Consider the following 24712-nt stretch of genomic DNA (forward strand, 5'->3'; position numbering starts at 1 on the left):
GCCCCCATCCTGATCTACCGCGATCTCACGATCCGTCGGCGGTCGGCGGCCGGCCGCCCGGTGCGAGCCCGGTTCGGGGAGCAGAGCAATCTACAGCAGACTATGTCGCCCTGGTGGGGGAGTATCCGCAGGTCAGGGCGGTAAGGGGTTGGTGGCCGCTCGCGCAGCTTTTCGGCGCAGGGAAAGAACGAGTGGCAGGGCTTCCGGCAGCAGGAGTCAGAATCTTATGACGAGGGCCGACGCCTCCTGGATTTTGCCGATCCCGCGGATCCAAATTTTCAGCAGGCAGTGAATGCCTGCATCAAGACTATCGACCGGGTACGAAATGTGAGCCGACCCGTAAATACAGGCAGCCCGCCCGCCGCCTTGTAAAGGGCAACGGTAAGAATCGAAAGAACCTGGGCGGTTACTCCATGGATTCAGCCTCTCAATGCACTGCAGCGGATAGCAGTGCGCTCTTATGCCGCCGGCAGCCCACAACCAGCGGTGACAGCAATAGGGGCCGGGTTCGGCGGGCGGTGTGAGATCGATCGCCCGTGGGAAGGCCCGGGCGAGCGCGAGACGTTGTCCGACACATGCCGGATACGGATGTGGTGGTTGTCGGGGCTGGGCAGGCGGGGCTGGCCAGTGCGTACCACCTGCGCTCCTCCGGTCTTGATTTCGCTGTCCTGGACGCCGACGCGGCCCCCGGCGGGGCCTGGCAGCACCGGTGGCCGACGCTGCGCATGGCGACCGTGCACGGCATCTTCGACCTCCCCGGAATGCACTTCACGCCGCCACCGCCGGACGAACCGGCCGCCGAGGCGGTGCCGGCCTATTTCGCGGCCTACGAGAGTGAATTCGGCATCGACGTGCAGCGGCCGGTGGCCGTCACGGCCGTCCGGAACGCCGCCAACGGAGGACTCCTCGTCGAAACCGACAAGGGCACCTGGAGCACCCGGGCACTGATCAACGCGACGGGCACGTGGACGAGGCCCTTCGTGCCGTACTACCCGGGACAGGAAACGTTCCACGGGCGGCAGCTGCACACCGCCCACTACCGGGGGCCGGCGGAATTCGCCGGGAAGCGGGTGGTTGTCGTCGGGGGCGGAACGTCGGCCGTGCAGCTCCTGGTCGAGATCGCCGGCGTCGCGGCGACGACCACCTGGGTCACCCGCCGCCCGCCGGTGTTTCGGGACGGGCCGTTCACGCCGGCCTACGGACGCGAGGTAGTGGCCAAGGTGGAGGCACGCGTACGCGCCGGCCTGCCCCCGGGAAGCATCGCCAGCGCGACCGAGCTGGCGTGGACACCGCAGTTGCTCGAAGCTCGGGAACGCGGTCTCCTCCGACGCCGGCCGATGTTCGACCGGATCGTCCCCGACGGCGTCCAGTGGCGCGACGGCACGGCACAGCACGTCGACGTCATCCTCTGGTGCACCGGCTTCCGGCCGGCGCTCGACCACCTGGCCCCGCTGCGGCTGCGCGGGCCCCGCGGCGGCATCGTCGTGGACGGCACCCGGGTGGTGGCCGATCCCCGGGTCCACCTGGTCGGCTACGGGCCGGCTGCGAGCACGGTCGGCGCGAACCGGGCCGGGCGGGCAGCGGTCCGCGAGCTGCGCGCGCTGCTGGCGGCGCCCGCCCCCGCCTGACCGGGCGGCGACGGCAGCTGAATGAACGGTTCCATTCGGCGGGAGTTTGCGGTCAGAGTTGCCGGTAACGGATCCGGCGGGTCTGGAGGCGGTCCGCCGGGTCGACGTCGAGCAGGGTGGCCAGCTCGTGCGCCAGTACCGCCCCCAGCCGGTCGAGGAACGCCGCGGGCTCGTCGGCGGCGTCGGGTCGCTCGGCCACGATCCGGTCCACGATGCCCCTTGCCCGCAGGTCCTGCGCGCGGATGCCCTGCGCGGCGGAGACCTGCGGCGCCCGCTCGACGGTGCGATGGAGGATCGCCGACGCGCCCTCCGGCGGCAGCGGCGCGAGCCAGCTGTGCGCTGCGGCGATGACACGGTCGGCCGGCAGCAGGGCCAAGGCGGCGCCGCCGCTGCCCTGACCCAACAACAGGCACAGGGTCGGCACCGGCAGGGTGACGAGGTCGGCAAGGCACTGGGCGATCTCTCCGGCCAGGCCACCCTCCTCGGCCTGTGGCGACAGGGCGGCGCCCGGCGTGTCGACAACGGTGACGACGGGCAGGCCCAACTCTGCGGCGAGCTTGAACCCCCGCCGGACGGCTCGCAGGCCGGCGGGGTCAGGCGGGCTGTCGCGCCGGTCGTGTCCGACGACCACGGTGGGGGCTTCCCCGAAACGGGCCAGCGCCACGATCACACCGGCTCCGGTTTCGCCGCTCTGCGTGCCGTGCAACGGCACGACATCCCGGCCTGCGTGTCTCAGCAGTCGGCGGATTCCGGGACGGTCCGCCCGGCGGGATCGCCGGACGGCGTCCCAGGCGGTGCGTTCGCCGGGCGGGTCCTCCACCGGGTTCGGCGGACGGGGGAGACGGCGCGGCGCGCTCAGAGTGGCCAGCGCTCGGTCGGCCAGCAGCGCCACCTGCTCCGGCGCAACGACCGCGTCGATCAGACCGTGTTTGTGGAGGTTCTCGGCGACCTGCACGCCGGCCGGGAACGGCGAGCCGGTCAGCGCCTCGTGCACCTTCGGCCCGAGGAAGCCGATCAGCGCGCCCGGCTCGGCGACTGTCAGGTGTCCGAGGGACCCCCACGACGCGTACACGCCGCCGGTTGTCGGGTGCCGCAGATATACGAGGTATGGCAGCCCCGCGGCCTTGTGCGCGGTGATCGCCTGGCTGATCTTCACCATCTGCAGGAACGCGATCGTGCCTTCCTGCATCCGGGTGCCGCCGCTCGCGGGCGCGGCAAGCAACGGAATCCGCTCGGCGGTCGCCCGCTCGACGGCCCGGGTGAGCCGCTCGGCCGCCGCGACGCCGATCGAGCCGCCGAGAAATGCGAACTCGCCGGCGATGACGGCGACCCGCCGCCCGCCGAGCCGGCCCGCGCCGGTGATGACCGCCTCGTCGACGCCTGCAGTCCGGCGCGCGGCGGCCAGGGCAGCCGCATAGTCGGCGTCGAGCGGGGCCGGATCGGCAACCGCCTCATCCCACGACAGCCACGTACCGGGGTCAATGACCAGTTCGATCAGGTCCCGTGCCGATCTCCTCACACCCGATCGACCTCCGCGTACGGGCGGCCGCCGGAGAGCCGTGCACAGCCCGGACCGCGGTCGAAGAATGACTCCGCACCGGTGCGCTGGCTCCGCAGCGTGGGGCGGCAAGGTGCTTCCGAGGCGGCCTCGTCAACCTCGTCGCCAGCCATGATCACACCATAGTCGTCGCGAGCCCCGGCAACGGAGCGAAGAAGAACTCGGAAGATTGGTTCTCGTCAAGGGGCTCCCGCGCAGGGGAGGTGCCTTCCAAGGTCGACCCGTGTCGTCAGTCGATCAGCTCGGCGATCTGGCGTAGCTGCCGTGGGCCGCCCGAAACCAGCAGAGTGGTGATCACGGTCCCGCGCCACCGCTGCAGCTCGTCCTTGATCTTTGCGGCCGGACCGATCAGCGCGATGTCCTCGACCAGCGCGGTGGGCACGGCGGCGATCGCCGCCTGCTTGTTGCCCGCCAGGTACGCCTCCGTGATGACGTCGCACTCCCGCTCATAGCCGAGGCGGGCGATGACGTCCCGGTGGAAGTTGGCCGACTTGGCACCCATGCCGCCGACGTACAGCGCGACGAACGGCCGGATCCGATCGGCCGCCCGCTCCACGTCGTCGTCGACGACGATCGGCACGGTCGCCGCGATCTCGAACTCGTCCGGGCCGCGGCGGGCGCCGGGTCGGGCGAAGCCCTCGGCCAGCGCGGCGCGGTAGAAGCCGTCCGCCTTGGGGGAGAAGAACAACGGCAGCCAGCCGTCGGCGATCTCGGCGGCCAGCGCCACGTTCTTCGGCCCTTCGGCGGCGAGGAAGATGGGGATGTCGGTGCGCAGCGGGTGGACGGTGGACTTCAGTGGCTTGCCGAGGCCGGTGCCGCCCTGCTGCGGCAGCTGGTAGAAGTCACCGTCGTACTGGACCGGGCCGGTGCGGGCGAGGACGGCGCGGATGATCTCGATGTACTCCCGGGTGCGGGCCAGTGGCCGCGGGTACGGCTGGCCGTACCATCCCTCCACGACCTGCGGGCCGGAGGCGCCGAGCCCGAGGATGAACCGACCGCCGGAGAGGTGGTCGAGGGTGAGCGCCGCCATCGCGGCGGCGGTCGGCGTACGGGCCGAGATCTGCATGATGTTGGTACCCAGCCGCACTCGGGAGGTGCTGGCGCCCCACCAGGCGAGCGGGGTCAGGCAGTCCGACCCGTACGCCTCGGCGGCCCAGACCGAGTCGAAGCCGAGGCGGTCGGCCTCCGCGATGGCCTCCGTGACGCCAGCGGGTGGGCCGGCGGACCAGTAGCCGGTGGTGTATCCCAGTTTCATCGCGCGACCTTCCGTGTCACGGGGCGATGCCGTCGGCGGCGAGGCCGGCGAGGACCGCCTCGCTCAACGTGGTGACGGCGGACAGGGGGCGGACCATGACCGTGAACTCCTCGATCAGGCCGTCATGGCCGAGTTGGAGCAGGTCGAGGCCGTGGATCTGCTTGCCGCGCACGGTCGCGCGGAAGATGAGGATGTGCGACTCGACGGGCCGACCCACCGTGCCGATCTCGGCCTCGCCGGCCAGTTGTCCGACGTACCGAAAATTCTCGAAGGTGCGCAGGAGGACGCCGAGGAGCCCGTGAACGGCCTGTGCCCCCTGCAACGGCGTGAACTTCACCGGGCTGTAGAAGCGCACGTCCGGGCTGAACAGCCCGTCGAACGCGGCCAGGTCCCGGGCCTCGACGGCGGCACGGAACCGCTCGACGGTCGTCACGGCTGCCTCCCCTATAGTCAACGATAGGAGTAGTCATATCACTGACTATGCGACGAGGGAAGCGGGAGGTTGCGCCGATGGCGCTGCGCCACGCGGTGCTGGCGGCACTGCTCGACGGCGAGTACAGCGGGTATCAGCTGGCCAAGGTCTTCGATGTGTCGCTGGCGAACTTCTGGTACGCGGTGCCCCAGCAGCTCTACGCCGAACTGGCGAAGCTGGAGCGCGAGGGGCTGATCGCCGGCCGGCAGGTCATCCAGCACGATCGGCCCAACAAGCGACTGTTCACGGTCACCGACGCCGGCCTCGCGGAGCTGGCGGCGTTCACCGCGACGCCGTCGAAGCCGACATCCATCCGGGAGGACCTGCTCGTCATGGTCCAAGCCGTCGACCGGCTGGACCCGGCCCCGGTCATCGCCCAGCTCGAGGAGCGGGCGGTCGCGGCCGCGGCGAAGGTGGAGATCTTCGACCGGATGCTCCGGCGGTTGCGTGGCGAGCTGGACGAGGAAACGTTCCTGCGCGAAGGCGACCGGATCGGGCCGTACCTGACGTGTCTGCGCGGCCGCCGGTTCGAGCAGGAGAACCGCGACTGGTGCGAGCAGGCTGCGGCGCTGCTGCGCGCCCGGGCGCCGCTGCCCGGCTGACCCCGCTATCAGTGCCATGGGCGCAGGGTAGGGCGCTACGAATCAAGGCGATCATGGCGGCGCTACGCACCCATAGCGCTCTACCTTGGCGTCGCACTCGGTGAGGTCAAAACCGGCGCCCGCGACCGCTGCCAACCCACCAACACCCCCGCCGGCCAAACCCTCACCATCGCCAGCTGGTTCCGGCAACTGCTCGCCTGGACCTTCGCCACCCTCTTCATCGCCGGCTCCACCAGCGCAGTCCGCAGAACCTGACCCATGTCGCCCTGAGCCAAGGGAACTCGCTCCGATCAAATACGCGCTACTGCCAGTCAAGCGCCACTCTCGGCGGCAGCACCAGCCCAAGGTCAACGAGAAACCCACCACCGGCCCAACCCACCCGAGAATCACCAGCCCCAACAACGCACCGTAACCGCGCCCGCAAATAAATAAGGACTCCCGCCAGTCGCTAACTCCCGGCTTGGCGACCGTTCAATGCACGCTTCTGCCGCCGTCCGGGCGTTCAGTGGGGAAACGCGCGGGGGATGCGTGCGCTGAGCAGTTCGTCGCGGAATGCTTGGATGCGCGTGATGACCTGTCGCCTGCCGATGGTGTTCTCGATGCGGTCGAGGTACAGGCATCGGGCGGCGAGTTTGTCGAGGTCGACGGTGAAGTAGATCGCCATCAGCGGGTTGATGAACAGGTCGCTGCTGCCGGTGCGACGGGTGAACCGGATGTCTCCGAACGCGCCGCTGGTGGCGGCGGCGATCTGTCCTTGGACGATGCTCGGCCGGTCCGGGGTGGCGGCCTGGGCGTCGGCGACGGCATCGCGGTACAGCGCTGCCTCCCGGCTGGAACCGGGGATGGACAGGGCACCGAGGTAGCCGCCGTCGCGGTCGAGTGCGGCGAGGTTTTCCAGCACCTGGACGTGGTTGACGCCGTCGTAGGCGTCGATGCCGAAGCCGAGGCTGGTGACCAGCTTGACCGGCACGTCCAGCGGGGCCACGGCGGCCAGGCTGGTGATGTCCTCCACCGGGGTGCCGAGGTCGCTTTCGTCGCCGCGCAGCAGGACGTCGGTGCCGCCATCGACCAGCACCACCGCGTCGATGTTGAGTTGTTCGACCAGGTACCGGTACGCCGCCCGTAACGGCTGGACACCGAGCGGCGGAAAGGCGTACACGGTCGACGGCAGCTCCTGAGCCGCCAGCCACCGGGCGAGCGTGCGTTCGGGGAAGTACCAGTCCGGGCTAATAGTGTCCGGCTGCACCGCCGCGACGTGCTCCGCTACCCACGCGTCCCGGTTGATCAACTCGAGCTGGGAGAAGGACAGGCTGGCCAGGTGCACCTGTGCGCCGCCGCGCCACAGGGCGAACGCCAAGGGCAGGCCGGCGTACACGTCGAACCCCCCGCCCGCTCCGGCGATGAGGATGCTCCGCGCCGGAGCCAGCGCGGCAAACAGCGGCGGAACGGCCAACGAGAACGCACCGGGGTCGGCCGGCAACACGGCAGGGTTCATCACCGCTCAATGATCAGCCATGCCCGTGCTGTCCAAGCCATGCCCGGCGGCGTACAGCCGGCCGGTCGAAGGGTCGGGTCGGTCAGCGGCCGTCAACCGCCGACCTCGATGAGGGACGTCGGCCCGCCGATGTGGGTGATCCGCACATCGGTCATGCTCGCGCGTGCCGCAGGGCCCAGTCCAGGGCGTAGTCGGCGATCTCCTCCCAGCCCTTCTGCGCGGGAAGCAGGTGCGCGTAGCCCTCGTACTCCTTGACCTCAGTGATGGTGTTGGACTTGTAGTGCTTGGCGTTGGACTGCTGGACGGCCGGCGGCATGATGTGGTCCTCGCTGCCGGAGATGAACAGCAGCGGCGCTCGGTCGTCGTTGTGGTAGTCGACCCAGGTGTCCTGGTGGCCGGGCTGGAAGTTGGCCAGCACGCCGCCCCACACGATTCCGCCGTTCGCGGGGATGTGGTACCGCTCGTAGAGGGCCCGGGACTCCTCCTCGGTGAACGTGTTCGTGAAGGTGTACTTCCACTCCTCGAACGAAAGCCCCACCGCCCGGTGCCGGTTGGCCGGGCTCTTCAGCACCGGGAACGTCGACCTGACCTGTGACAGGGGCACGACCCGTACCCCTTCGGTCGGCGCAGAGTTCATCGCGACGCCCGCGACGCCCGCGGCGCCCAGGCCGCGGTCGAGCAGGAGCTGGGTGAACGTCCCCCCGGCCGAGTGCCCCATGATGATCGGCGGTGCGGGCAGCTCGTTGATGACGGCCGTGAGGTGGTCGACGACCTTCGGTACGGTCACCTCCATGATCGGGGTCGGGTCGGCGTTGAGGGCCTCGACCTCTACCTCGAAGCCGGGGTACGCGGGCGCGAGCACCCGGAATCCCCGCTGCTCGTAGTGGGTGATCCAGTGCTCCCAGCTGCGCGGGGTGACCCAGAATCCGTGGACCAGGACGATGGTGTCGGGCATGGTCATGGTGAACTCCTCAGGAGGAAGGCGAGCAGGTCGTCGAACGGTCGCCGCCGGTCCGCCGGTGGTGAGGGCGGGGTCCTCGGTTAGAGCCGAGGATGCCCAAGGGCAGGCGGGTCGTGAGCACCTGCCCGCTCCTTGGGCTGTGAACGTCGTCGAGGATCAGGGGTGATCGGCCTGGCGGGTGTGCCGCACGATCGCCAGCGGGGCGTGCGAGTGGTGCAGCACCGCGTGGCTGACCGAGCCGAGCAGTAGCCCGCCGAGCGCGCCGCGGCCGTGCGCGCCGACGACCACCAGCTGCGCCGCCTTCGACTCCTCCACCAGTACCCGGGCCGGGGAGCCGCGGACCAGCCGATGTCGCACCGGCACGTCCGGGTAGCGCTCAGACCAGCCGGCCACCGACTCGGCGAGCGTGCGGTCCTCCTCACTGGCGAGGGCGTCCAGGTCGTAGACCAAGGGCAGTATGTCGCCCGGGCCGACCGGGGTGGGGTGGAGCCAGGCGTGCACCGCGACCAGCGGGGCGTCCCGGTAGGCGGCCTCCTCGAACGCGAACCCGACCGCCTCGGTGGACAGTTCCGAACCATCCACGCCCACCACCACGGGGCCGTCGGCCCGCGGCTCACCGCGTACCACCAGCACCGGGCTCTGCGCGCGGGCGGAGACCTGCACGGTGACCGAGCCGATGAGCAGGCCGGCGAGGCCGCCCAGACCACGGTGACCGAGTACCACCAGCGCCGCCTCCCGGGACTCGTCCAGCAGCACGGGAGTCGGCGCGCCGTCCACCACCTCGCCGGTGACCGGCACCTCGGGGGAGACCTTGCCGGCCTCGGCGACCGCCTCGGCGACGTACCGCTCCGCCTGGTGGCGCAGGCCGGCGTCGGCCGGAGCGCCCGGCACCGGGGTGAGCGGAGCGCCGGTCAGCGGCCAGATGAAGGCGTGCACGACCCGCAGCGGACGCCGCCGGTACGCCGCCTCACGCGCCGCCACCCGGACCGCGTCCAGTGCGGCCGCGGAGCCGTCCACACCAACCACGACGGGGGCGCCACTGTTGATGGTCAACATATTCTCGCTCGTCACTCTCAGCCTGTCCGCGGGTCAGCGGGCGGACTGGATCCAGTCCTGGTAGTGGGTGGGTGCCAGGTGGGCGTCCGGGCCCGCGATGAGCACGTCGCCGGTGACGGCCGCGAACATGCCGGCCGTGTCGTCCGTGACGACCTTGCGGTTGTCCTGCTGTGCGGCCAGGGTGACCCGGCCGAGGTCGTCGAGGGCGAAGACGTCCGGGCCGGCGACGTTGCGGATGCCCTGTAGCGGCGCCCCGGTGGCGACGTCGACGACGGCGTCGACGACGTCCGCGGCGGCCATCGGTTGAAGCCGGGTGGCGGGCAGCCGGACGGTGGTGTCGTCGGAGGTCCAGGACAGGATCGCGTTGACGAATTCGAAGAACTGGGTGGCGCGCACGATGGAGTACGGCGTGGGCCCCTGCCGGAGCAGGTCTTCCTGCAGGGTCTTGGCGCGGTAGTAGTCGAGCTCGGGTACCTGATCGACGCCGACGATCGAGAGGACCACCTGGTGCCGGACGCCGGCGCGCTCTCCGGCGGCCAGCAGGTTGCCCATGGTGGTGCGGAAGAAGCCGAGCGAGGCCTCGTCGAAGGTCGGCGAGTTGGAAACGTTGACGACGACGTCGGCGCCCTCCAGCGCCTGGTCCAGGCCGTCTCCCGTGAGCAGGTCGACGCCGGTCGACGGCGCCGCGGGGACGGCCTCGTGTCCGGCTGCCCTCAGCTTCTGGACCACCTGCGAGCCGATCATTCCGGTACCGCCGATGACTGTGAGCTTCATGGCTCTCACCTCCCACGGCGTGCGACAAGGCACGCCGATCTCGTCGGGACAAATCCCAAACTCGGATACGTTCTGTCCGAGACGGTAGTCGGATAGTCTGTGTCCGAGTCAAGCGGGGGGTCGTATGAAGCTGTCAGGTGGAGTCGAGTGGGCACTGCACTGCTGCGTGGTGCTGACCACGGCGACGGAGCCCGTGCCGGCTGCCCGGCTCGCGGAACTGCATGACGTCTCCGGCAGCTACCTGGCCAAACAGTTGCAGGCACTCTCCCGCGCCGGCCTCGTGACCTCCGTCCAGGGCAAGGCGGGCGGATATGTCCTGACCAGGTCACCCGAACTGATCACCATGCTCGACGTCGTCACCGCCGTCGACGGCGCTCAGCCCGCGTTCGTCTGCACCGAGATCCGCCAGCGCGGCCCCCTGGCGACACCGCCGGAGGCCTGCACCCGGCCGTGCCCCATCGCCCGCGCGATGGCCGGCGCCGACGCCGCCTGGCGCGCCGCCCTACAGGCGATCTCCATCGCAGACCTCGCCAGCGGTGTCGACGACGACTACGGCCCTGCCGCGCTCGTCACCATCCGCACCTGGCTGAACGGGCCGAACGACGGCCATACCGCAAGCCTCGGGCAGGGGTAGACGCGCCAGGCGATGCCGCGGATCTCGTCAGCGACAGACCCTAATGTCGCCTGCCGCCAGGTCGGCCAACTGGATCACGTGGAGCCAGCCGCGGTTCGCGACGAGTCCGCGCATGTTGGTGCTGACGTGGGTGTTGAGGCGGCGATCGAGCCCCAGGTGGAGATCTGCGCCGTGATGGGTCATCCGTTGCCGGTTCGGGCCGCAGGCTTGATCCAGTCGAAGGTGCGCTCGACCGCGCGCTGCCAGTTGTCCCGCTCCTCGGCCCGGACGGCGTCGTCCATCTGGGGCACCCACCGGGAGGCGAGGTGCCAGTTGCTGCGCAGTCCCTCCAGGTCGGGCCAGTAGCCGACCGCCAGCCCGGCGGCGTACGCGGCGCCGAGGGAGACCGTCTCGGCGACCATCGGGCGCACCACCGGCACCGCGAGCACGTCGGCGACGAACTGCATCAGCAGGTTGTTGGCGGTCATCCCGCCGTCCACCCGCAGCGCCGTCAGCGCCAGGCCGGAGTCGGCGTTCATCGCGTCGACCACCTCGCGGGTCTGCCAGCCGGTGGCCTCCAGCACCGCGCGGGCCAGGTGCCCCTTGGTGATGTACGACGTGAGCCCGACGATGAGCCCGCGCGCCTCGCTGCGCCAGTGCGGCGCGAACAGCCCGGAGAAGGCCGGCACGATGTAGCAGCCCCCGTTGTCGTCCACGGTGCGGGCGAGGGTCTCGATCTCCGGCGCGGTACTGATCAGCTCCAGCCGGTCGCGGAACCACTGCACCAGGGAGCCGGTGATCGCGATGGAGCCTTCGAGGGCGTAGACCGCCGGCTGGCCGCCGATCTGGTAGCCGACGGTGGTGAGCAGCCCGTGGCTGGAGTGCACCGGTTCCGTGCCGGTGTTGAGCAGCAGGAAGCTGCCCGTGCCGTAGGTGCACTTGGCGTCGCCCGGCGCGAAACAGGTCTGGCCGAACAGGGCGGCCTGCTGGTCGCCGAGCGCCGCCGCGATCCGCACGCCGGGCAGGACGGCGGTCGCGGTGCCGTACACCTCGGACGAGGAGCGGATCTCGGGCAGCATGGCGGCCGGGATGTCGAAGAAGGCCAGCAGGTCCGGGTGCCAAGCGAGCGTGCGCAGGTCCATCAGCATGGTCCGGCTGGCGTTGGTCACGTCGGTCAGGTGCAGACCGCCGTCGGGGCCGCCGGTGAGGTTCCAGATCAACCAGCTCTCCATCGTCCCGAAGAGCACCTCGCCGCGTTCGGCACGCTCGTACAGCCCGGGCGTGTGGTCGAGCAGCCAGCGCAGCTTCGGGCCGGAGAAGTACGTGGTCAGGGGCAGCCCGCAGCGCTGCCGGACCTCCTCGGCGCCGGGCGCCTGGGCCAGCGTCTCCACCAGCGCGTCGGTGCGGGTGTCCTGCCAGATGATCGCCGGCGCCACCGGGACGCCGGTGCGCCGGTCCCACACCACCGTGCTCTCCCGCTGGTTGGCGATGCCGATCGCGGCGACCTGGCCGGCGACGATGCCGGCCTCGGCGAGGGCCCTCGGCACCACCTTGCCGACGTTGCGCCAGATCTCCAGCGCGTCGTGTTCCACCCAGCCGGGCCGGGGGAAGTGCTGTTGGTGCTCCCGCTGCGCCACCGAGACGAGGTTGCCCCGGCGGTCGAACACGATGCAGCGGGTCGAGGTGGTGCCCTGGTCGATGGAGACGACGTAGCTGTCAGTCATCTTTCGTCCTCTCTGGCCTGGCGGGGAGCAGGTGGACGGATCACCAGCGTGCGGCGCCGAGATCCCGGGACACCGCGCGGGCGGCGTCGCGGACGTACGCGACGAGCGTCGGGCGGGGTTGGCCCTGCCCGTCGCAGACGCGGTCGACCGGGCCGGAGAGCCCGATCGCGCCCACGACGAGGCCGCCGTAGCCGCGGATGGGTGCGGCGATACTGGCCTCGCCGAGGGTCATCTCCTCGATCTCGGCGCCCCAGCCGTTTTCCCGGATCTTGGTCAGTGCCTGGCTGAGGGTCCGGGCGGTGACCACGGTGCGCCGGGTGTACGGCTCAGGTTCGCCCTGCATGACGGTGTTGGCGGCGCCGACGTCGTAGGCGAGCAGGACCTTGCCGAGCGCGGTGGCGTGCGGGGGCAGCAGGGACCCGACGTCGAGGGTCTGGAGGGTGTCGTCGGGTCGGAAGACGTGGTGGACCACCAGCACCTTGCCGTCCAGCAGGGTGCCGATGCGGACGGCCTCGCCGCTGCGCGCGGCCAGCGGGTCGGCCCAGTTGATCGAGCGTGAGCGCAGTTCGTTGACGTCGAGGTAGCTGGTGCCCAGGTGCAGCAGCGCCGCCCCGAGCTGGTACTTGCCGGAGGTCTTGTCCTGCTCCACGAACCCGACGTCCTGCAGGGTACGGACGATGCCGTGCGCGGTGCCTTTGGGCAGGTCGAGGGACCGGGCGATCTCCCCGATGCCGAGCCGGCCGGAGCTGGCGGCGAGCAGGCGGAGGATCGCCGCGGCCCGCGCGATGGACTGCACCTGACCCGGCATGGGCGGGAATGCTAACGGCATTCCGGCGGCCGCAACAGTGTTCGACATTGTCGACCGGGGTTCGTTGACCCGGCCTCGAGTGTTTCCTACGGTTCACGGCACGGTGACGCCCGACGCCGCAGCGTCACCGACCGGCCCTCCGCTTCCCCCCAACGAAGAGGGCCGTCACCCCCCACCACCTCTGGAGGCACCCATGGCGCAACGGTTGAAAGTCCCCGGGCTCGTCGGCGAGTTGGCCGCCGAGTTCGCCGGCACCGCGATCCTCATCCTGTTCGGCGTGGGCGTGGTCGCCCAGGTGGCCGCGGCGGGAACTGGAGAGTTCGACAGCATCGCCTGGGCCTGGGGCCTCGGCGTCACGCTCGGCGTGTACGTGGCGGGCCGGATCAGCGGCGCCCACCTCAACCCGGCGGTCACCCTCGCCCTGGCGGTCTTCAAGGGCTTCTCCTGGCGCAAGGTGATGCCGTACGCGCTGGCCCAGACCGCCGGCGCGTTCGTCGCGGCCCTGATCATCCGCTGGAACTACAGCGAGGTGCTGTCCCGGTTCGACCCGGGCCTGACCAGCAAGAGCCAAGGCGTCTTCTCCACCCTGCCGGGCGCCGGTGTGACCGAGTGGGGTGCGCTGCGCGACCAGATCATCGGCACGGCCATCCTGCTGTTCCTCGTCCTGGCGGTCACCGACGCGCGTAACTCGCTGCCCGCCGGCAACCTCGCCCCGCTGATCGTCGGCCTGATCGTGGTGGCGATCGGCATGGCCTTCGCCGTCAACGCCGGCTACGCCATCAACCCCGCCCGCGATTTCGGCCCCCGCCTCGCCTCGTTCCTGACCGGTTACGAAACGGCCTTCCAGGACACCAGCGGATATCCGTACTTCTGGGTGCCCATCGTCGGGCCCCTCGTCGGTGGCGTCATCGGCGCCGGCCTCTACGAGCTGATCATCGGCCGCTTCCTGCCCAGCGAGGACGAGCTGGAGCCGGGCGCCCTGGCCACCGAGAACGCCCCGGCCGAGGGCGAACTCGCCCGCGTCTGACATCGCCGACCCGCATCCCCGCAAGAAATCAGAAGGAGACCCCCGAATGGCTGACTTCGTCGGCGCGGTAGACCAGGGCACCACCAGCACCCGGTTCATGATCTTCGACCACGGCGGCAACGAGGTCGGCCGCCACCAGCTCGAGCACCAGCAGATCCTGCCGCAGGCCGGCTGGGTGGAGCACAACCCGCTCGAGATCTGGGAGCGGACCCAGACGGTCATCCAGACCGCCATGAACGAGCGCGGCCTGACCGCCTCCGACCTGGCCGCGCTCGGCATCACCAACCAGCGCGAGACCACGGTCGTGTGGAACCGCCGGACCGGCCGGCCCTACTACAACGCCATCGTGTGGCAGGACACCCGTACCGACCGGATCGCCTCGGCGCTGGAACGTGACGGCAAGGGCGACGTCATCCGGCGCAAGGCCGGCCTTCCCCCGGCGACGTACTTCTCGGGCGGGAAGATCCAGTGGATCCTCGAGAACGTCGACGGGGTCCGCGAGGCCGCCGAGCGCGGCGAAGCACTCTTCGGCAACACCGACACGTGGTTGCTGTGGAATCTCACCGGCGGCACGGAGGGCGGGGTGCACGTCACCGACCCCACCAACGCCAGCCGCACGATGCTGATGAACCTGGAGACGCTGGACTGGGACGACGAGCTGCTGTCGTTCTTCGACATCCCCCGGGCCATGCTGCCGCAGATCCGGCCGTCGTCCGACCCGCGCTCGTACGGCAGCACCGTGAACGGCCCGTTCAACGGCCCGGTCCCGCTCACCGGCGACCTGGGCGACCAGCAGGCCGCCACGGTCGGGCAGGTCTGCTTCGCCCCGGGCGAGGCCAAGAACACCTACGGCACGGGAAACTTCATGCTCCTCAACACCGGCACGGAGATCGTACGGTCGGAGGCGGGGCTGCTCACCACGGTGTGCTACCAGTTCGGTGACGACGCCCCGGTGTACGCGCTCGAAGGCTCGATCGCGGTCACCGGCTCGGCCGTGCAGTGGCTGCGCGACCAGCTCAAGATCATCAATAGCGCCGGGCAGAGCGAGATCCTGGCCCGCCAGGTGGCGGACAACGGCGGGGTGTACTTCGTGCCCGCGTTCTCCGGCCTGTTCGCCCCGTACTGGCGCTCCGACGCCCGCGGCGCGATCGTCGGCCTCTCCCGGTTCAACACCGACGCCCACATCGCCCGCGCCACCCTCGAGTCCATCTGCTACCAGAGCCGTGACGTCGCCGAGGCCATGGAGCAGGACTCCGGGGTGCACCTCGAGGTCCTCAAGGTCGACGGCGGCGTCACCGTCAACGACCTGTGCATGCAGATGCAGGCGGACATCCTCGGCGTGCCGGTGAGCCGGCCGGTGGTCGCCGAGACCACCGCGCTCGGCGCCGCGTACGCCGCCGGCCTCGCCGTCGGCTTCTGGAAGAACACCGACGAGCTGCGCGAGAACTGGAACGAGAGCCACCGCTGGCAGCCCACCTGGTCGCCGGAGCAGCGCGAGACCGGCTACGCGCGGTGGAAGAAGGCGGTCCAGCGCACCCTCGACTGGGTCGACGTCGACTGACCGCCGGCCCCACCCCTCAAGGATCCGGGCGGCCGGCGCCCGTCGCCGGCCGCCCCCACCCCTCCCAGGAGAGAGAAGACGGATGCACTCCGCGACACTGTCACCGGCCGCCCGTGAGCGGTCCCTGGCCGCCCTCAGCAGCGGTCAGGAACTGGACGTCCTGGTGATCGGCGGCGGCGTCACCGGCGCCGGCTGCGCTCTCGACGCCGTCACCCGCGGCCTGTCGGTCGGGCTCATCGAGGCCCGCGACTGGGCCAGCGGCACGTCGAGCCGGTCCAGCAAGCTCATCCACGGTGGCCTGCGCTACCTCGAGATGCTGGACTTCGGGCTGGTCCGCGAGGCCCTGCGCGAGCGGGGTCTGCTCCTGCAGCGGCTCGCGCCGCACCTGGTCCGTCCGGTGCCGTTCCTCTACCCGCTGCGCCACCGGGGCTGGGAACGCCTGTATGCCGGCGCCGGCGTGCTGCTCTACGACGCGATGAGCCTCTCCGGCACCCATGCGCGCGGCGTGCCGGCCCACCGGCACCTGAGCCGCCGCGGGGCGCTGCGCGCCTGCCCGTCGCTGCGGCCGGAGGCGCTGGTCGGCGCCCTGCAGTACCACGACGCGCAGGTCGACGACGCCCGGCTGGTGACCTGCCTCGTCCGCACCGCCGCCGCGCACGGGGCGCACCCGCTGTCGCGGGCTCGCGTCGTGGGTCTGCTGCGCGAGGGCGCCCGGGTCACCGGCGCGCGGGTGCACGACCTGGAAACCGACCAGGTGTTCGAGGTGCGCGCCCGGCAGGTCATCAACGCCACCGGGGTGTGGACCGACGACACCCAGGCCCTCGTCGGCGAGCGGGGCCAGTTCCAGGTACGCGCCTCCAAGGGCATCCACCTGGTGGTCCCGCGGGACCGGATCCGGTCCAGCACAGGCCTGATCCTGCGTACCGAGTCCAGCGTCCTGTTCGTGATCCCGTGGGGCCGGCACTGGCTGATCGGCACCACCGACACCGACTGGGACCTGGACAAGGCGCATCCGGCGGCGACCAGCCGGGACATTGACTACCTGTTGGAGCACGTCAACGCGGTGCTCGCCACCCCGCTGACCCGCGACGACGTCGAGGGCGTGTACGCCGGCCTGCGCCCGCTGTTGTCCGGAGAGTCCGAGGCGACCGCCAAGCTGTCGCGGGAGCACACCGTGGTCAGCCCGGCGCCCGGGCTCGTGGTGGTGGCCGGCGGCAAGTACACGACGTACCGGGTGATGGCGCGCGACGCGGTCGACGAGGCGGTGCGCGGCTTCGACGCTGCGGTACCCGCCTCCTGCACCGACCGGGTGCCGCTGCTCGGCGCCGAGGGTTACGTCGCCCGGTGGAACCAGCGGCGCCGGCTGGCGCAGCAGTTCGGCATGCACACCGAGCGCGTGGAGCACCTGCTGCGGCGCTACGGCGCCGCCGTCGACGAGGTTCTGGCGCTGCTGCGGGAAGATCCCACGCTCGGTGAGCCGCTCGACGGCGCGGAGGACTACCTGCGGGTGGAGGTCGTCTACGCGGCGTCCGCCGAGGGGGCGCTGCACCTGGAGGACGTGCTCACCCGGCGTACCCACATCTCGATCGAGACCTTCGACCGTGGCCTGCTGGCCGCTCGGCCTGCGGCGACACTGATGGCGCCGGTCCTTGGCTGGGACGACGAGCGGGTCGACCGTGAGGTGGCGCACTACGTCGCACGCGTCCGGGCCGAGCGGGCCGCGCACGAGCAGCCCGACGACGCGGGGGCCGACGCCGTCCGGCTGGGCACGCCCGACGTGGTGCCGGCGGCGGCCATGGCAGCCTGAGCGGGCTCCGGCGGGTCAGCCGGTCTTGCGTGGTGGCCTCTTCGGCGGCCCCGAAGAGGCCACCAAGCAGCTGGACCTGAGCGGGCCGCACAGTCCTGCCGATCGTCGTCCGCAGTCGGACAGTGGTTGCGCTCTGCGTGCTGGTCACCTGGGCGGTCTACTTCCGCTCCTCGGACCGGCGCCCGGACCGGGTCACGTCCCCCACGGCCAGCCGAACACCTTCTGCGTGAGCGCGGTCCACTGCCAGCCGGGCTGGCGGCCGCGGCGCTGAACGGGTTCGCCCAGCTGGAGGAGGCCGACCAGTGGGCCGACTGGCTGCGAGGAGCCGCCGAGCAGCGGTGAGCGGGCCGGGCCGGCAGCGCAGGACGCAAGCCTGCGTCCCGGAAACCGTATGGGCCATGAACCAGGGTCGCGACGCGGCGTACCGATTCGGCGACCCGGCGGAGGTCGCCGTCACCGCTGGTCGGCCGTTGGCAGCCCAGCGGGTGAGGCACATCCGACCATGCCGATGAGCGGTCGCCGTGACAGGCGCGTCCCGCGCGCCTCGGTCGGGTGCACGTGTTGGGCGAAGTAGGACCGGGTGGAGGGTAGTTGCCCCGTTAACTGAGGGACCTCCGAAAGTGGACGCCGAAACTACGATGAGTGCCGGAGCGGGCCTTGGTCATCCGGCACATTCTCCTTCGCGCGTGAATTCGGAGGCATCGTGAAGCTCTTGCTTACGTCCGGCGGCGTCACGAACCCGAGCATCCACGCGGTGCTCGTGCAGCTGCTCGGCAAGCCGATCGATGAGTGTCACGCCCTCTGCGTCCCGACAGCACAGTGGGGTCACCCGATGTGCGGTCCGACATCGGTACGGGACTTCGTCGCCGCCGAGCCCAAGCCTGACTGGCAGTACATGTCCGGCCTGGGCTGGGCGTCGCTCGGTGTCCTCGAGCTCACCGCACTGCCCACCATCGGCGCGGAGCGATGGGTCCCCTGGGTCCGGAAGGCCGACGTGCTCCTGGTCGACGGAGGCGACGCGACATACCTGTGCCACTGGATGCGCGAGTCCGGGCTAGCCGATCTGCTGCCTTCGCTGCCCGACAAGGTCTGGGTGGGAGTAAGCGCCGGAAGCATGGTGATGACGCCCCGGATCGGGGACTACTTCGTCGAGTGGCCGTCCGCACCAGACGACCGCACCCTGGGAGTCGTCGACTTCTCGATCTTCCCGCACCTGAACCTCTTCCCGACAAACACCATGGCTGACGCGGAGCGATGGGCCGCCGACATCGGCGTCCCGGCCTACGCCATCGACGAACAGACGGCCATCAAGGTCGTCGACGGCTCAGTCGAGGTGGTCTCCGAAGGGCAATGGACGAAGTTCGGGTGATTGTCGCCGGGCGACTATCCGGATCTGCCGCTGACAGCGCGAGCCTCATGCGGCGCCGCTGTCGGTGGGCGCCATGGTTGTGTGCGCCTGGACTTGGCGGCCGTAGGTGACGGCTTCCCGGACGAGCCGAGGCGCCTTCTCGGCAAGCTGTGGATCTGGCCGTGCTCCCAGCGCGTCGTTGATAGTGGAGAACGCCAGCCGGAACGCGATCCAGGTCGTCGCCTCGAAGATCTCCTGGTCATTGAGACCCGCGTCGCGTAAGCGCTGCACGTGGGCCTCGGTCGGGGCATTCGGATCCTGGACGACCTGACGAGACCAACCGGCCAGTGCGGCCTCCCGCTCGGACAGGTCACTGTCGACGCCTTGCAGCACCCCTGCGGCGGTCGCCTCATCACTGAGTTCGGCCAGCCTGGAACCCCACGCCAGCGCGCAGTAAGCGTCGCTGCGGGCAGCGGCGGTGGCGGCGACCATCACGGCTACTTCCCTTTGCGACAGGCCTGAATCGGCCAGGAGGTCAGCACGCAGGGCCTGGAAGGACGCCAGCACATCCGGACGCCAGCACCAGACACGAGTGAGGTTGTTGACGTAGCCGTCGGAGATGAGATCGGCCTGGTAGGCCGCAGTCACCGCCGGGCTTTGCGGCGGATCGGTGAGGAACGCGGCCGGACGGTTCATCGGGTCAGTGTGCTGCACGCAGCGACCGCCCGAAGACCGATCAACGACAGCTCGGAAGTCACATTCTTCTCCCGCACCGCTGGACCACCCTGGTCATCGCCGCCCACGCGTTCCTCGCCGCCGCAACAACCGTCACCACCAGCAGCAGCCCGGACGGCCTGATCGCGATCACTGTCAACGAGCTACGCCGGCTCGCCCACGCCCTGATCATCGGCCCGGCACGGCGGGCCGCCGACGTCATCGCCTGGTCCCTCTTCCGACGCAGGCATCAAGCCGCCGCCAAATCCAGGCATTACACCCGGCAAGCCCGCACAGAACCCTAGAACGGATCTCCTACCGGAGTACTTGGGCGGCTGGTCTCTAGGACGCCTGGCGGACGGGCATGTCGGCCAGCCAGACGTCGGCCAGGTCGCTGAGGGGGACGTCGAGGGCCTGGCTGAGGCAGACCACCGTGCCGAACGCCGGGGCGGGTAGGCGGCCGGCCTCGATCTTGCGCAGCGTCTCGGGGGAGATGCCGGCTGCCAGGGCCACTTCGACGAGGCTGCGGCCGGCCCGTGCGGCCCGGAGGGCGGCTCCGAGGCGCTGGCCCGCTGCGATCTGCTCGGCGGTGAGTGGTTGGCGAACCATGCCGGCAGGATATCCCACCGGAGTATCCCCGACCTGTGGTGGTATAAAAATACCGCATACGGAGAGGGAGGCTGTCGTGATCGAGCTCAAGTCCGTCGAGGAGATCGGCCGGATGGCGGTGACCGGGCAGTTCGTCGGCGAGCTGCTCGCCGAGCTGAGCGGTGTCGCCGCAGTCGGCGTCAACCTGATGGATCTCGAACATCACGCCCGCCGCCGGATCAAGGAACGCGGCGCCGAATCCTGCTACTGGGACTACGCCCCTTCGTTCGGCCGCGGCCCGTTCCGCAACGTGCTGTGCCTGTCGGTCAACGACGCGGTGCTGCACGGCCTGCCGCACGACTATGTTTTGCGGGATGGTGACCTGCTCAGCATCGACATGGCGGCCAGCATCGACGGCTGGGTCGCCGACTCGGCGCTCTCCGTCATCGTCGGCACTCCCGACCCGGCCGACTTGAGGCTGATCGAGGCCACTGAGGTCGCACTGGAGGCCGGCATCACCGCCGCCCAGCCCGGCGGCCGCCTCGGCGACATCTCCGCCGCGATCGGCGAGGTCGCCCACTCCTACGGCTACGGCGTCAACGCCGAGTTCGGCGGCCACGGCATCGGCCGTACCATGCACGAGGCCCCGCACGTCTCCAACAACGGCCGCGCCCGCCGCGGCTTGAAACTCGACCCCGGCCTCACCATCGCCATCGAGCCCTGGTTCTGCCGCTCCACCGACAAAATCACGTTCGACAACGACGGCTGGACGATCCGCTCCGCCGACGGCTCCCGCACCGCACACTCCGAACACACAGTCGCCATCACGGCTTCCGGCCCCCAGGTCCTGACCCGCCGCCCCACTCACGGCGCCACCTCGGTCGACCCCACCAAAGAGTCCGCCACAGCATCCTGACCCACTACGCCTTTGGGCGTGACTCAGGGCGGGGCCTGCCGCAGCTTCCTGAGCAAGTCCCAGCCGCACGCCTCAGCCCACCGCTCAGGCCTGCGTGCCGTCCGGCTGGCCCCTTCAGCGCCCAGCTGTTGAGGCAGGTCGTCGCGCGGCCGTTTGCTCCCCTCTCGGCCGAGGTGGGGAAGGGTGAAGGTGGGGGAGGGCGGAGGATGGGGGAGAGGGCGGGGTTAGCGCTGCCTCCGGCGGGGGCCAGACGACTCCAGGATGAAGTTGCCGAACGGTTCCGGTCGTGGGTGGTGGGGTGGGATGCCATCCCGTCAGCCCCGACCCATGCAAGCCGCCCGTGACCTACTCTGCAGGGCAGCGACGCCAGGCCCCGTGCGCGGCGTGGGCTGGTGACAGCCAGGGAGGCGGCGACATGTCCAGCGCGCAGTTGTACGACACCATCGGAGCCACTTACACCGTGACGCGGCGCACCGAGCCGCGGATCGCCGCAAGGGTCTGGGCTGCGCTCGGCGATGCGCGGACGGTATTGAATGTCGGGGCTGGTACCGGCTCCTACGAGCCCGCCGACCGTGACGTCACCGCGGTGGAACCGTCGTCGCTCATGCGTGCGCAGCGCCCCGCAGGTGCAGCGCCGTGCGTGGCTGCCGCTGCGGAGAGCCTTCCGTTCGAGGACCAGTCCTTCGACGCAGCGATGGCTTTTGCCACCATCCATCACTGGCAGGACCCGATCGCGGGCCTGCGCGAAATGCGGCGCGTTGCTCGCCGCGTGGTGGTGTTCACGCACGACACCAGTGACACCGGATGGCTTCGTCGGTTCTGGCTTACTCGCGACTACCTTCCCGAAGTCGCGGACCTCCTTGTCGGCCGGCCCTCGCTGACCGAGCTGGCCAGCGCGATCGGAGCCCGCGTGGAGCCGGTGCTCATCCCGTGGGACTGCGCTGACGGCTTCTTCGAGGCCTACTGGCGCCAGCCCGAGGCATACCTGGACGAGAACGTCCGTCGCGGGGTATCGGTCTGGGCCAAAGTCGGGCCGAAAGCCGAGCAGAGGGCAGTGCACAGCCTCCGTGATGACCTCGCCTCAGGTCGGTGGGCAGAACGCAACCGCGACCTCGTCGGTCTCGATGCAGCAGAGCTTGGCCTTCGCCTGCTCATCGCCTGAACCATCGGTCAACCGGTTACCTGAGCGGGCTGCGCGCGCCGCCGCACGGGCGCGCGCCGGCCGCTGCCGCTGTCGCGCTACGGCCGTCACACCTGATCAAGCTGGTCGACGCGGGGGAGCGTGATGGTGAATGTCGTCCCGACGCCGACCTCACTCGCGACCGTGATGGTGCCCTGGTGATCGGTGACGATCTGCCGGGCGATGGCGAGGCCGAGGCCACTGCCCCCGGTACGGCGGCCCCGCGCGGCGTCGGCCCGCCAGAACCGGTCGAACACGTGCGGCAGCGCGTCCGCGGCGATTCCCGAGCCGGTGTCGACGACCTGGACGATCGCCTGCGTGTCGGTGCGGCTCGCGACCAGCCGGACGCTGCCGCCCGCAGCGGTCGCCCGTAGGGCGTTGGTGACGAGATTGCCCATCACCTGGCGCAGCCGGTCGGGATCGGCGTGCACCGCAACCGGCTCGGCCGCCACGCGCAACGACACCTCGGCCGACTCCGCCCGGGCGTGGTGGGCGGTGCGGCAGGTCTCCAGGAGTTCGGCCAGATCCACGGTGACCCGGTGGTACGCCAGGTTGCCGGCCTCCGCCAGGGCCAGGTCCTGCAGGTCGTCGACGATGCGCTGCTGCAGCACCGCCTCTTCGAGCAGCGAGGCGTAGAGCTCCTGGTCCGGCGCGATCACGCCGTCGGAGAGCGCCTCGAGATAGCCGCGCAGGTTGGCCAGCGGGGTACGCAGTTCATGTGCGACGTCGGCGACCAACCGGCGTTGCCGCTCCTCCCCGCGCTGCAGGGAGTCGGCCATCAGGTTGAACGACCGGGCCAACTCCGCCAGCTCGTCGTTGCCCCGCACCGGAACCCGTCCGGTGAGGTCGCCCCGGCCGAGCCGCTGAGCGGCCGCGGTGAGCGTGTCGATGGGGCGCAGCACCCGCCGGCTCAGCAGCACGGTGCCGATGACCGCGACGGCCGCCACGCCCGCTGCCGCGGCGAGCAGTGGACCGACGGTCAACACGGACGCCGGGTCGCCGCGAGCACCGAGATAGACCCGGGCGGGTACCGGCGCGAGGTCACTGATGTCGTTGGTGAAGGCCTGGGCCAGGCAGGTATCCAGTGCTTCCACCGTCGAGCTACCGCACACCTGCACCGAGGCAGCGTCTGCCAGGTGCCGGCCCGGCTCTGCCGCGACGTCGGCGCAACCGTCGACGATCTCAGCGACACCAGGGCGATCGCGCACGTCGGCCGCGCTCAGGTCGGCGTCGAACTGCGGAACTCCCGTGCTGGTGGGTGCAGCGACAACAGGGACGGATTCCCGGGTCAGGCAGGCCGCGAACCGCACGCCGGTGCGGTAGCCGGCGATCGCACTGGCCACCCCTTTCTGCCGGCTCGCCGGCTCCGCCGGCAGTGCGGCCAGATTCAACACCGGCCGCGGGTCGACGACCCCGACCATCGTGCCGAGCGGCCGGGCGGTGCGGTCCTCCTGGGTGTCCGTGTCCACGATCACCTGGCCCGTGTCGGCGACCAGGTGGATCCGCTGACCGGTCTGGGCGCGCAGGTCCCGCACCAGGTCGGGCACGCCCTCCCAGGTGCCGTGCCGGCTGCCGTACGTCGTGAGTCGGCCGACGACCTCATCGAGTTGCGCCCGGTCGGTGGTGGCCGAGTCGTTGATCTGTTGCGAGGCCTGCCGCAGGGTCAGCCACGCGGTCGCCGCGGTCGCGCTCACCGCGACGAGGACGACCAGCCAGAGCACCCGTAGCCGAAAACTCACCGGCTGGCTCCGGGCGTGCCCTGAGGCGTCGCCGCCGGCTCCGGTTCGGCGAGCCGGTAGCCGCGGCCGTAGACGGTCTGCACGTACCGCGGCTCGGCAACGTCGTCCTCGATTTTGCGGCGGAGGTTCATCACGTGCGCGTCGACCGTGCGTTCGAGCACGAAACGGTCGAATCCGAAAGCCCGGTCGATGATCTGCGCCCGGGTGAACGCCCGCCCGGGCTCGCCGGCGAGCACCTCGAGGATGCCGAACTCCTTGGCCGTCAGGGCGACCGGCCGGCCAGCGACGCGTACCTCGAACCGGCCGGCGTCCACCTCGAGCTCGCCGACGCGCAGCACCGCCCGGTTGTCGGCGCTCACCACCCGGGCCCGGCGCAGCAGCGCCCGTACCCGGGCGGCCAGCTCCCGCGGGCTGTACGGCTTGGTGAGGTAGTCGTCGGCACCGAGGTCGAGGCCCAGCAGGACGTCGTCCTCGGTGGTACGGGCGGTCAGCAGCAGGATCGGAATCTCCGATTCAGCGCGCAGGATCCGGCACACGTCCAGACCGTCGACGATCGGCATCATCACGTCGAGGACCACCAGGTCCGGCCGGCGGGACCGGCACTGGTCCAGCGCGGCCCGCCCGTCGCCGACCAGCAGCACGCTGTGCCCCTCGCGTTCGAGATAGACCCGTACCAGGTTGGCCTGCTTGGGGTCGTCCTCGGCGACCAGGATCCGCGCGCTCATGTTTCCCCGTTCTGGCTGGTGGTGGCGGGGGTCAAGTAAACCCGAAACCCGTGAAGAACTGATGTGGGCGGGCTCCGGAGAGTGGCGAGCGGGACATCCGCACAGCTGGCCCACGGCTTCTTCAAGGGTTCTTCACCACCGGCTGCCTACCGTGCCCGTCG

General features: G+C 70.5%; 21 protein-coding genes and 2 pseudogenes. 10 read left to right on the top strand and 13 right to left on the bottom strand.

Annotation, left to right across the window (positions count from 1 at the left end; all coding sequences use genetic code 11):
• Positions 1–575 precede the first annotated feature (575 nt).
• The gene (locus tag FHX75_RS26355; protein WP_154943030.1) at positions 576–1628 is read left to right on the top strand and encodes an FAD-dependent oxidoreductase; all 1053 of its coding nucleotides are present in this window, start codon (positions 576–578) and stop codon (positions 1626–1628) included.
• A gap of 52 nt (positions 1629–1680) precedes the next feature.
• On the opposite strand, the gene FHX75_RS26360 is transcribed toward FHX75_RS26355, so the two are convergent.
• The 3 genes from FHX75_RS26360 to FHX75_RS26370 form a co-directional block, all read right to left on the bottom strand.
• Positions 1681–3258 carry an acetyl-CoA carboxylase carboxyltransferase subunit alpha/beta gene (locus FHX75_RS26360; RefSeq protein WP_246158648.1) on the bottom strand — a complete coding sequence of 526 codons (1578 nt, stop codon included), beginning with the start codon at positions 3256–3258 and terminating at the stop codon, positions 1681–1683.
• 157 nt (positions 3259–3415) lie between these two features.
• Positions 3416–4441: an LLM class F420-dependent oxidoreductase gene (locus tag FHX75_RS26365; protein ID WP_154943031.1), complete on the bottom strand. Its 1026-nt coding sequence runs from the start codon at positions 4439–4441 to the stop codon at positions 3416–3418.
• Positions 4442–4457: 16 nt separating this feature from the next.
• Positions 4458–4874 carry a nuclear transport factor 2 family protein gene (locus tag FHX75_RS26370; RefSeq protein WP_154943032.1) on the bottom strand — a complete coding sequence of 139 codons (417 nt, stop codon included), beginning with the start codon at positions 4872–4874 and terminating at the stop codon, positions 4458–4460.
• 77 nt (positions 4875–4951) lie between these two features.
• On the opposite strand from FHX75_RS26370, the gene FHX75_RS26375 reads away from it, so the two are divergent.
• A complete protein-coding gene (locus FHX75_RS26375) occupies positions 4952–5515 on the top strand; it encodes a PadR family transcriptional regulator (protein WP_154943033.1) in 564 nt (187 codons plus the stop codon).
• 502 nt (positions 5516–6017) lie between these two features.
• Here the strand turns inward: FHX75_RS26375 and FHX75_RS26380 are convergent.
• The 4 genes from FHX75_RS26380 to FHX75_RS26395 form a co-directional block, all read right to left on the bottom strand.
• Positions 6018–7010, bottom strand: coding sequence for a DUF1152 domain-containing protein (locus tag FHX75_RS26380; RefSeq protein ID WP_154943034.1), 993 nt, complete (start codon positions 7008–7010; stop codon positions 6018–6020).
• 151 nt (positions 7011–7161) lie between these two features.
• Positions 7162–7971, bottom strand: a complete 810-nt coding sequence (locus tag FHX75_RS26385) for an alpha/beta hydrolase (RefSeq protein WP_154943035.1) — start codon at positions 7969–7971, stop codon at positions 7162–7164.
• Between the two features lie 156 nt (positions 7972–8127).
• Positions 8128–9024, bottom strand: a complete 897-nt coding sequence (locus FHX75_RS26390; protein WP_154943036.1) for a universal stress protein — start codon at positions 9022–9024, stop codon at positions 8128–8130.
• A 36-nt stretch (positions 9025–9060) separates the two neighbouring features.
• A complete protein-coding gene (locus tag FHX75_RS26395) occupies positions 9061–9801 on the bottom strand; it encodes an SDR family oxidoreductase (RefSeq protein WP_154943037.1) in 741 nt (246 codons plus the stop codon).
• Positions 9802–9925: 124 nt separating this feature from the next.
• On the opposite strand from FHX75_RS26395, the gene FHX75_RS26400 reads away from it, so the two are divergent.
• Positions 9926–10435, top strand: a complete 510-nt coding sequence (locus FHX75_RS26400; protein WP_154943038.1) for an RrF2 family transcriptional regulator — start codon at positions 9926–9928, stop codon at positions 10433–10435.
• Between the two features lie 179 nt (positions 10436–10614).
• On the opposite strand, the gene glpK (FHX75_RS26405) is transcribed toward FHX75_RS26400, so the two are convergent.
• Complete coding sequence (glpK, locus tag FHX75_RS26405; protein ID WP_154943039.1) at positions 10615–12138, bottom strand: glycerol kinase GlpK; 1524 nt, start codon at positions 12136–12138, stop codon at positions 10615–10617.
• Between the two features lie 40 nt (positions 12139–12178).
• Entirely contained in the window at positions 12179–12946 is a 768-nt protein-coding gene (locus FHX75_RS26410) for an IclR family transcriptional regulator (protein WP_154943040.1), read from the bottom strand.
• Between the two features lie 193 nt (positions 12947–13139).
• On the opposite strand from FHX75_RS26410, the gene FHX75_RS26415 reads away from it, so the two are divergent.
• From FHX75_RS26415 to FHX75_RS26430, 4 genes are all read left to right on the top strand, one after another.
• Positions 13140–13973: an MIP/aquaporin family protein gene (locus FHX75_RS26415; protein ID WP_088962019.1), complete on the top strand. Its 834-nt coding sequence runs from the start codon at positions 13140–13142 to the stop codon at positions 13971–13973.
• Positions 13974–14019: 46 nt separating this feature from the next.
• Positions 14020–15534, top strand: coding sequence for a glycerol kinase GlpK (gene glpK / locus FHX75_RS26420; protein WP_154943041.1), 1515 nt, complete (start codon positions 14020–14022; stop codon positions 15532–15534).
• Between the two features lie 82 nt (positions 15535–15616).
• Positions 15617–17341 carry a glycerol-3-phosphate dehydrogenase/oxidase gene (locus FHX75_RS26425; RefSeq protein ID WP_154943042.1) on the top strand — a complete coding sequence of 575 codons (1725 nt, stop codon included), beginning with the start codon at positions 15617–15619 and terminating at the stop codon, positions 17339–17341.
• A 703-nt stretch (positions 17342–18044) separates the two neighbouring features.
• A complete protein-coding gene (locus tag FHX75_RS26430; RefSeq protein ID WP_154943043.1) occupies positions 18045–18710 on the top strand; it encodes a Type 1 glutamine amidotransferase-like domain-containing protein in 666 nt (221 codons plus the stop codon).
• A 45-nt stretch (positions 18711–18755) separates the two neighbouring features.
• On the opposite strand, the gene FHX75_RS26435 is transcribed toward FHX75_RS26430, so the two are convergent.
• Entirely contained in the window at positions 18756–19385 is a 630-nt protein-coding gene (locus FHX75_RS26435) for a carboxymuconolactone decarboxylase family protein (protein WP_154943044.1), read from the bottom strand.
• Between the two features lie 74 nt (positions 19386–19459).
• On the opposite strand from FHX75_RS26435, the pseudogene FHX75_RS32120 reads away from it, so the two are divergent.
• Positions 19460–19708, top strand: a pseudogene (locus FHX75_RS32120) (IS701 family transposase); the annotation flags it as partial.
• A gap of 37 nt (positions 19709–19745) precedes the next feature.
• Here the strand turns inward: FHX75_RS32120 and FHX75_RS26445 are convergent.
• On the bottom strand, positions 19746–20012 hold the full coding sequence (locus FHX75_RS26445) for a helix-turn-helix domain-containing protein (protein WP_154943045.1): 267 nt from the start codon (positions 20010–20012) through the stop codon (positions 19746–19748).
• Positions 20013–20088: 76 nt separating this feature from the next.
• On the opposite strand from FHX75_RS26445, the gene map reads away from it, so the two are divergent.
• Positions 20089–20907 (top strand): type I methionyl aminopeptidase, encoded by an 819-nt coding sequence (map, locus tag FHX75_RS26450; protein ID WP_154943046.1) that lies wholly within the window; start codon positions 20089–20091, stop codon positions 20905–20907.
• Positions 20908–21331: 424 nt separating this feature from the next.
• Positions 21332–22069: pseudogene (locus FHX75_RS26455) on the top strand (class I SAM-dependent methyltransferase); the annotation flags it as partial.
• 86 nt (positions 22070–22155) lie between these two features.
• Here the strand turns inward: FHX75_RS26455 and FHX75_RS26460 are convergent.
• Together FHX75_RS26460 and FHX75_RS26465 are read right to left on the bottom strand one after the other, a co-directional pair.
• A complete protein-coding gene (locus FHX75_RS26460) occupies positions 22156–23826 on the bottom strand; it encodes a sensor histidine kinase (protein ID WP_154943047.1) in 1671 nt (556 codons plus the stop codon).
• Positions 23823–24551: a response regulator transcription factor gene (locus tag FHX75_RS26465; RefSeq protein ID WP_154943048.1), complete on the bottom strand. Its 729-nt coding sequence runs from the start codon at positions 24549–24551 to the stop codon at positions 23823–23825. Before FHX75_RS26465 ends, FHX75_RS26460 begins: the two co-directional genes overlap by 4 nt.
• Between the last annotated feature and the right edge of the window lie 161 nt (positions 24552–24712).

It is taken from the genome of Micromonospora palomenae, from assembly GCF_007829925.1.
Lineage (GTDB): Bacteria > Actinomycetota > Actinomycetes > Mycobacteriales > Micromonosporaceae > Micromonospora > Micromonospora purpureochromogenes.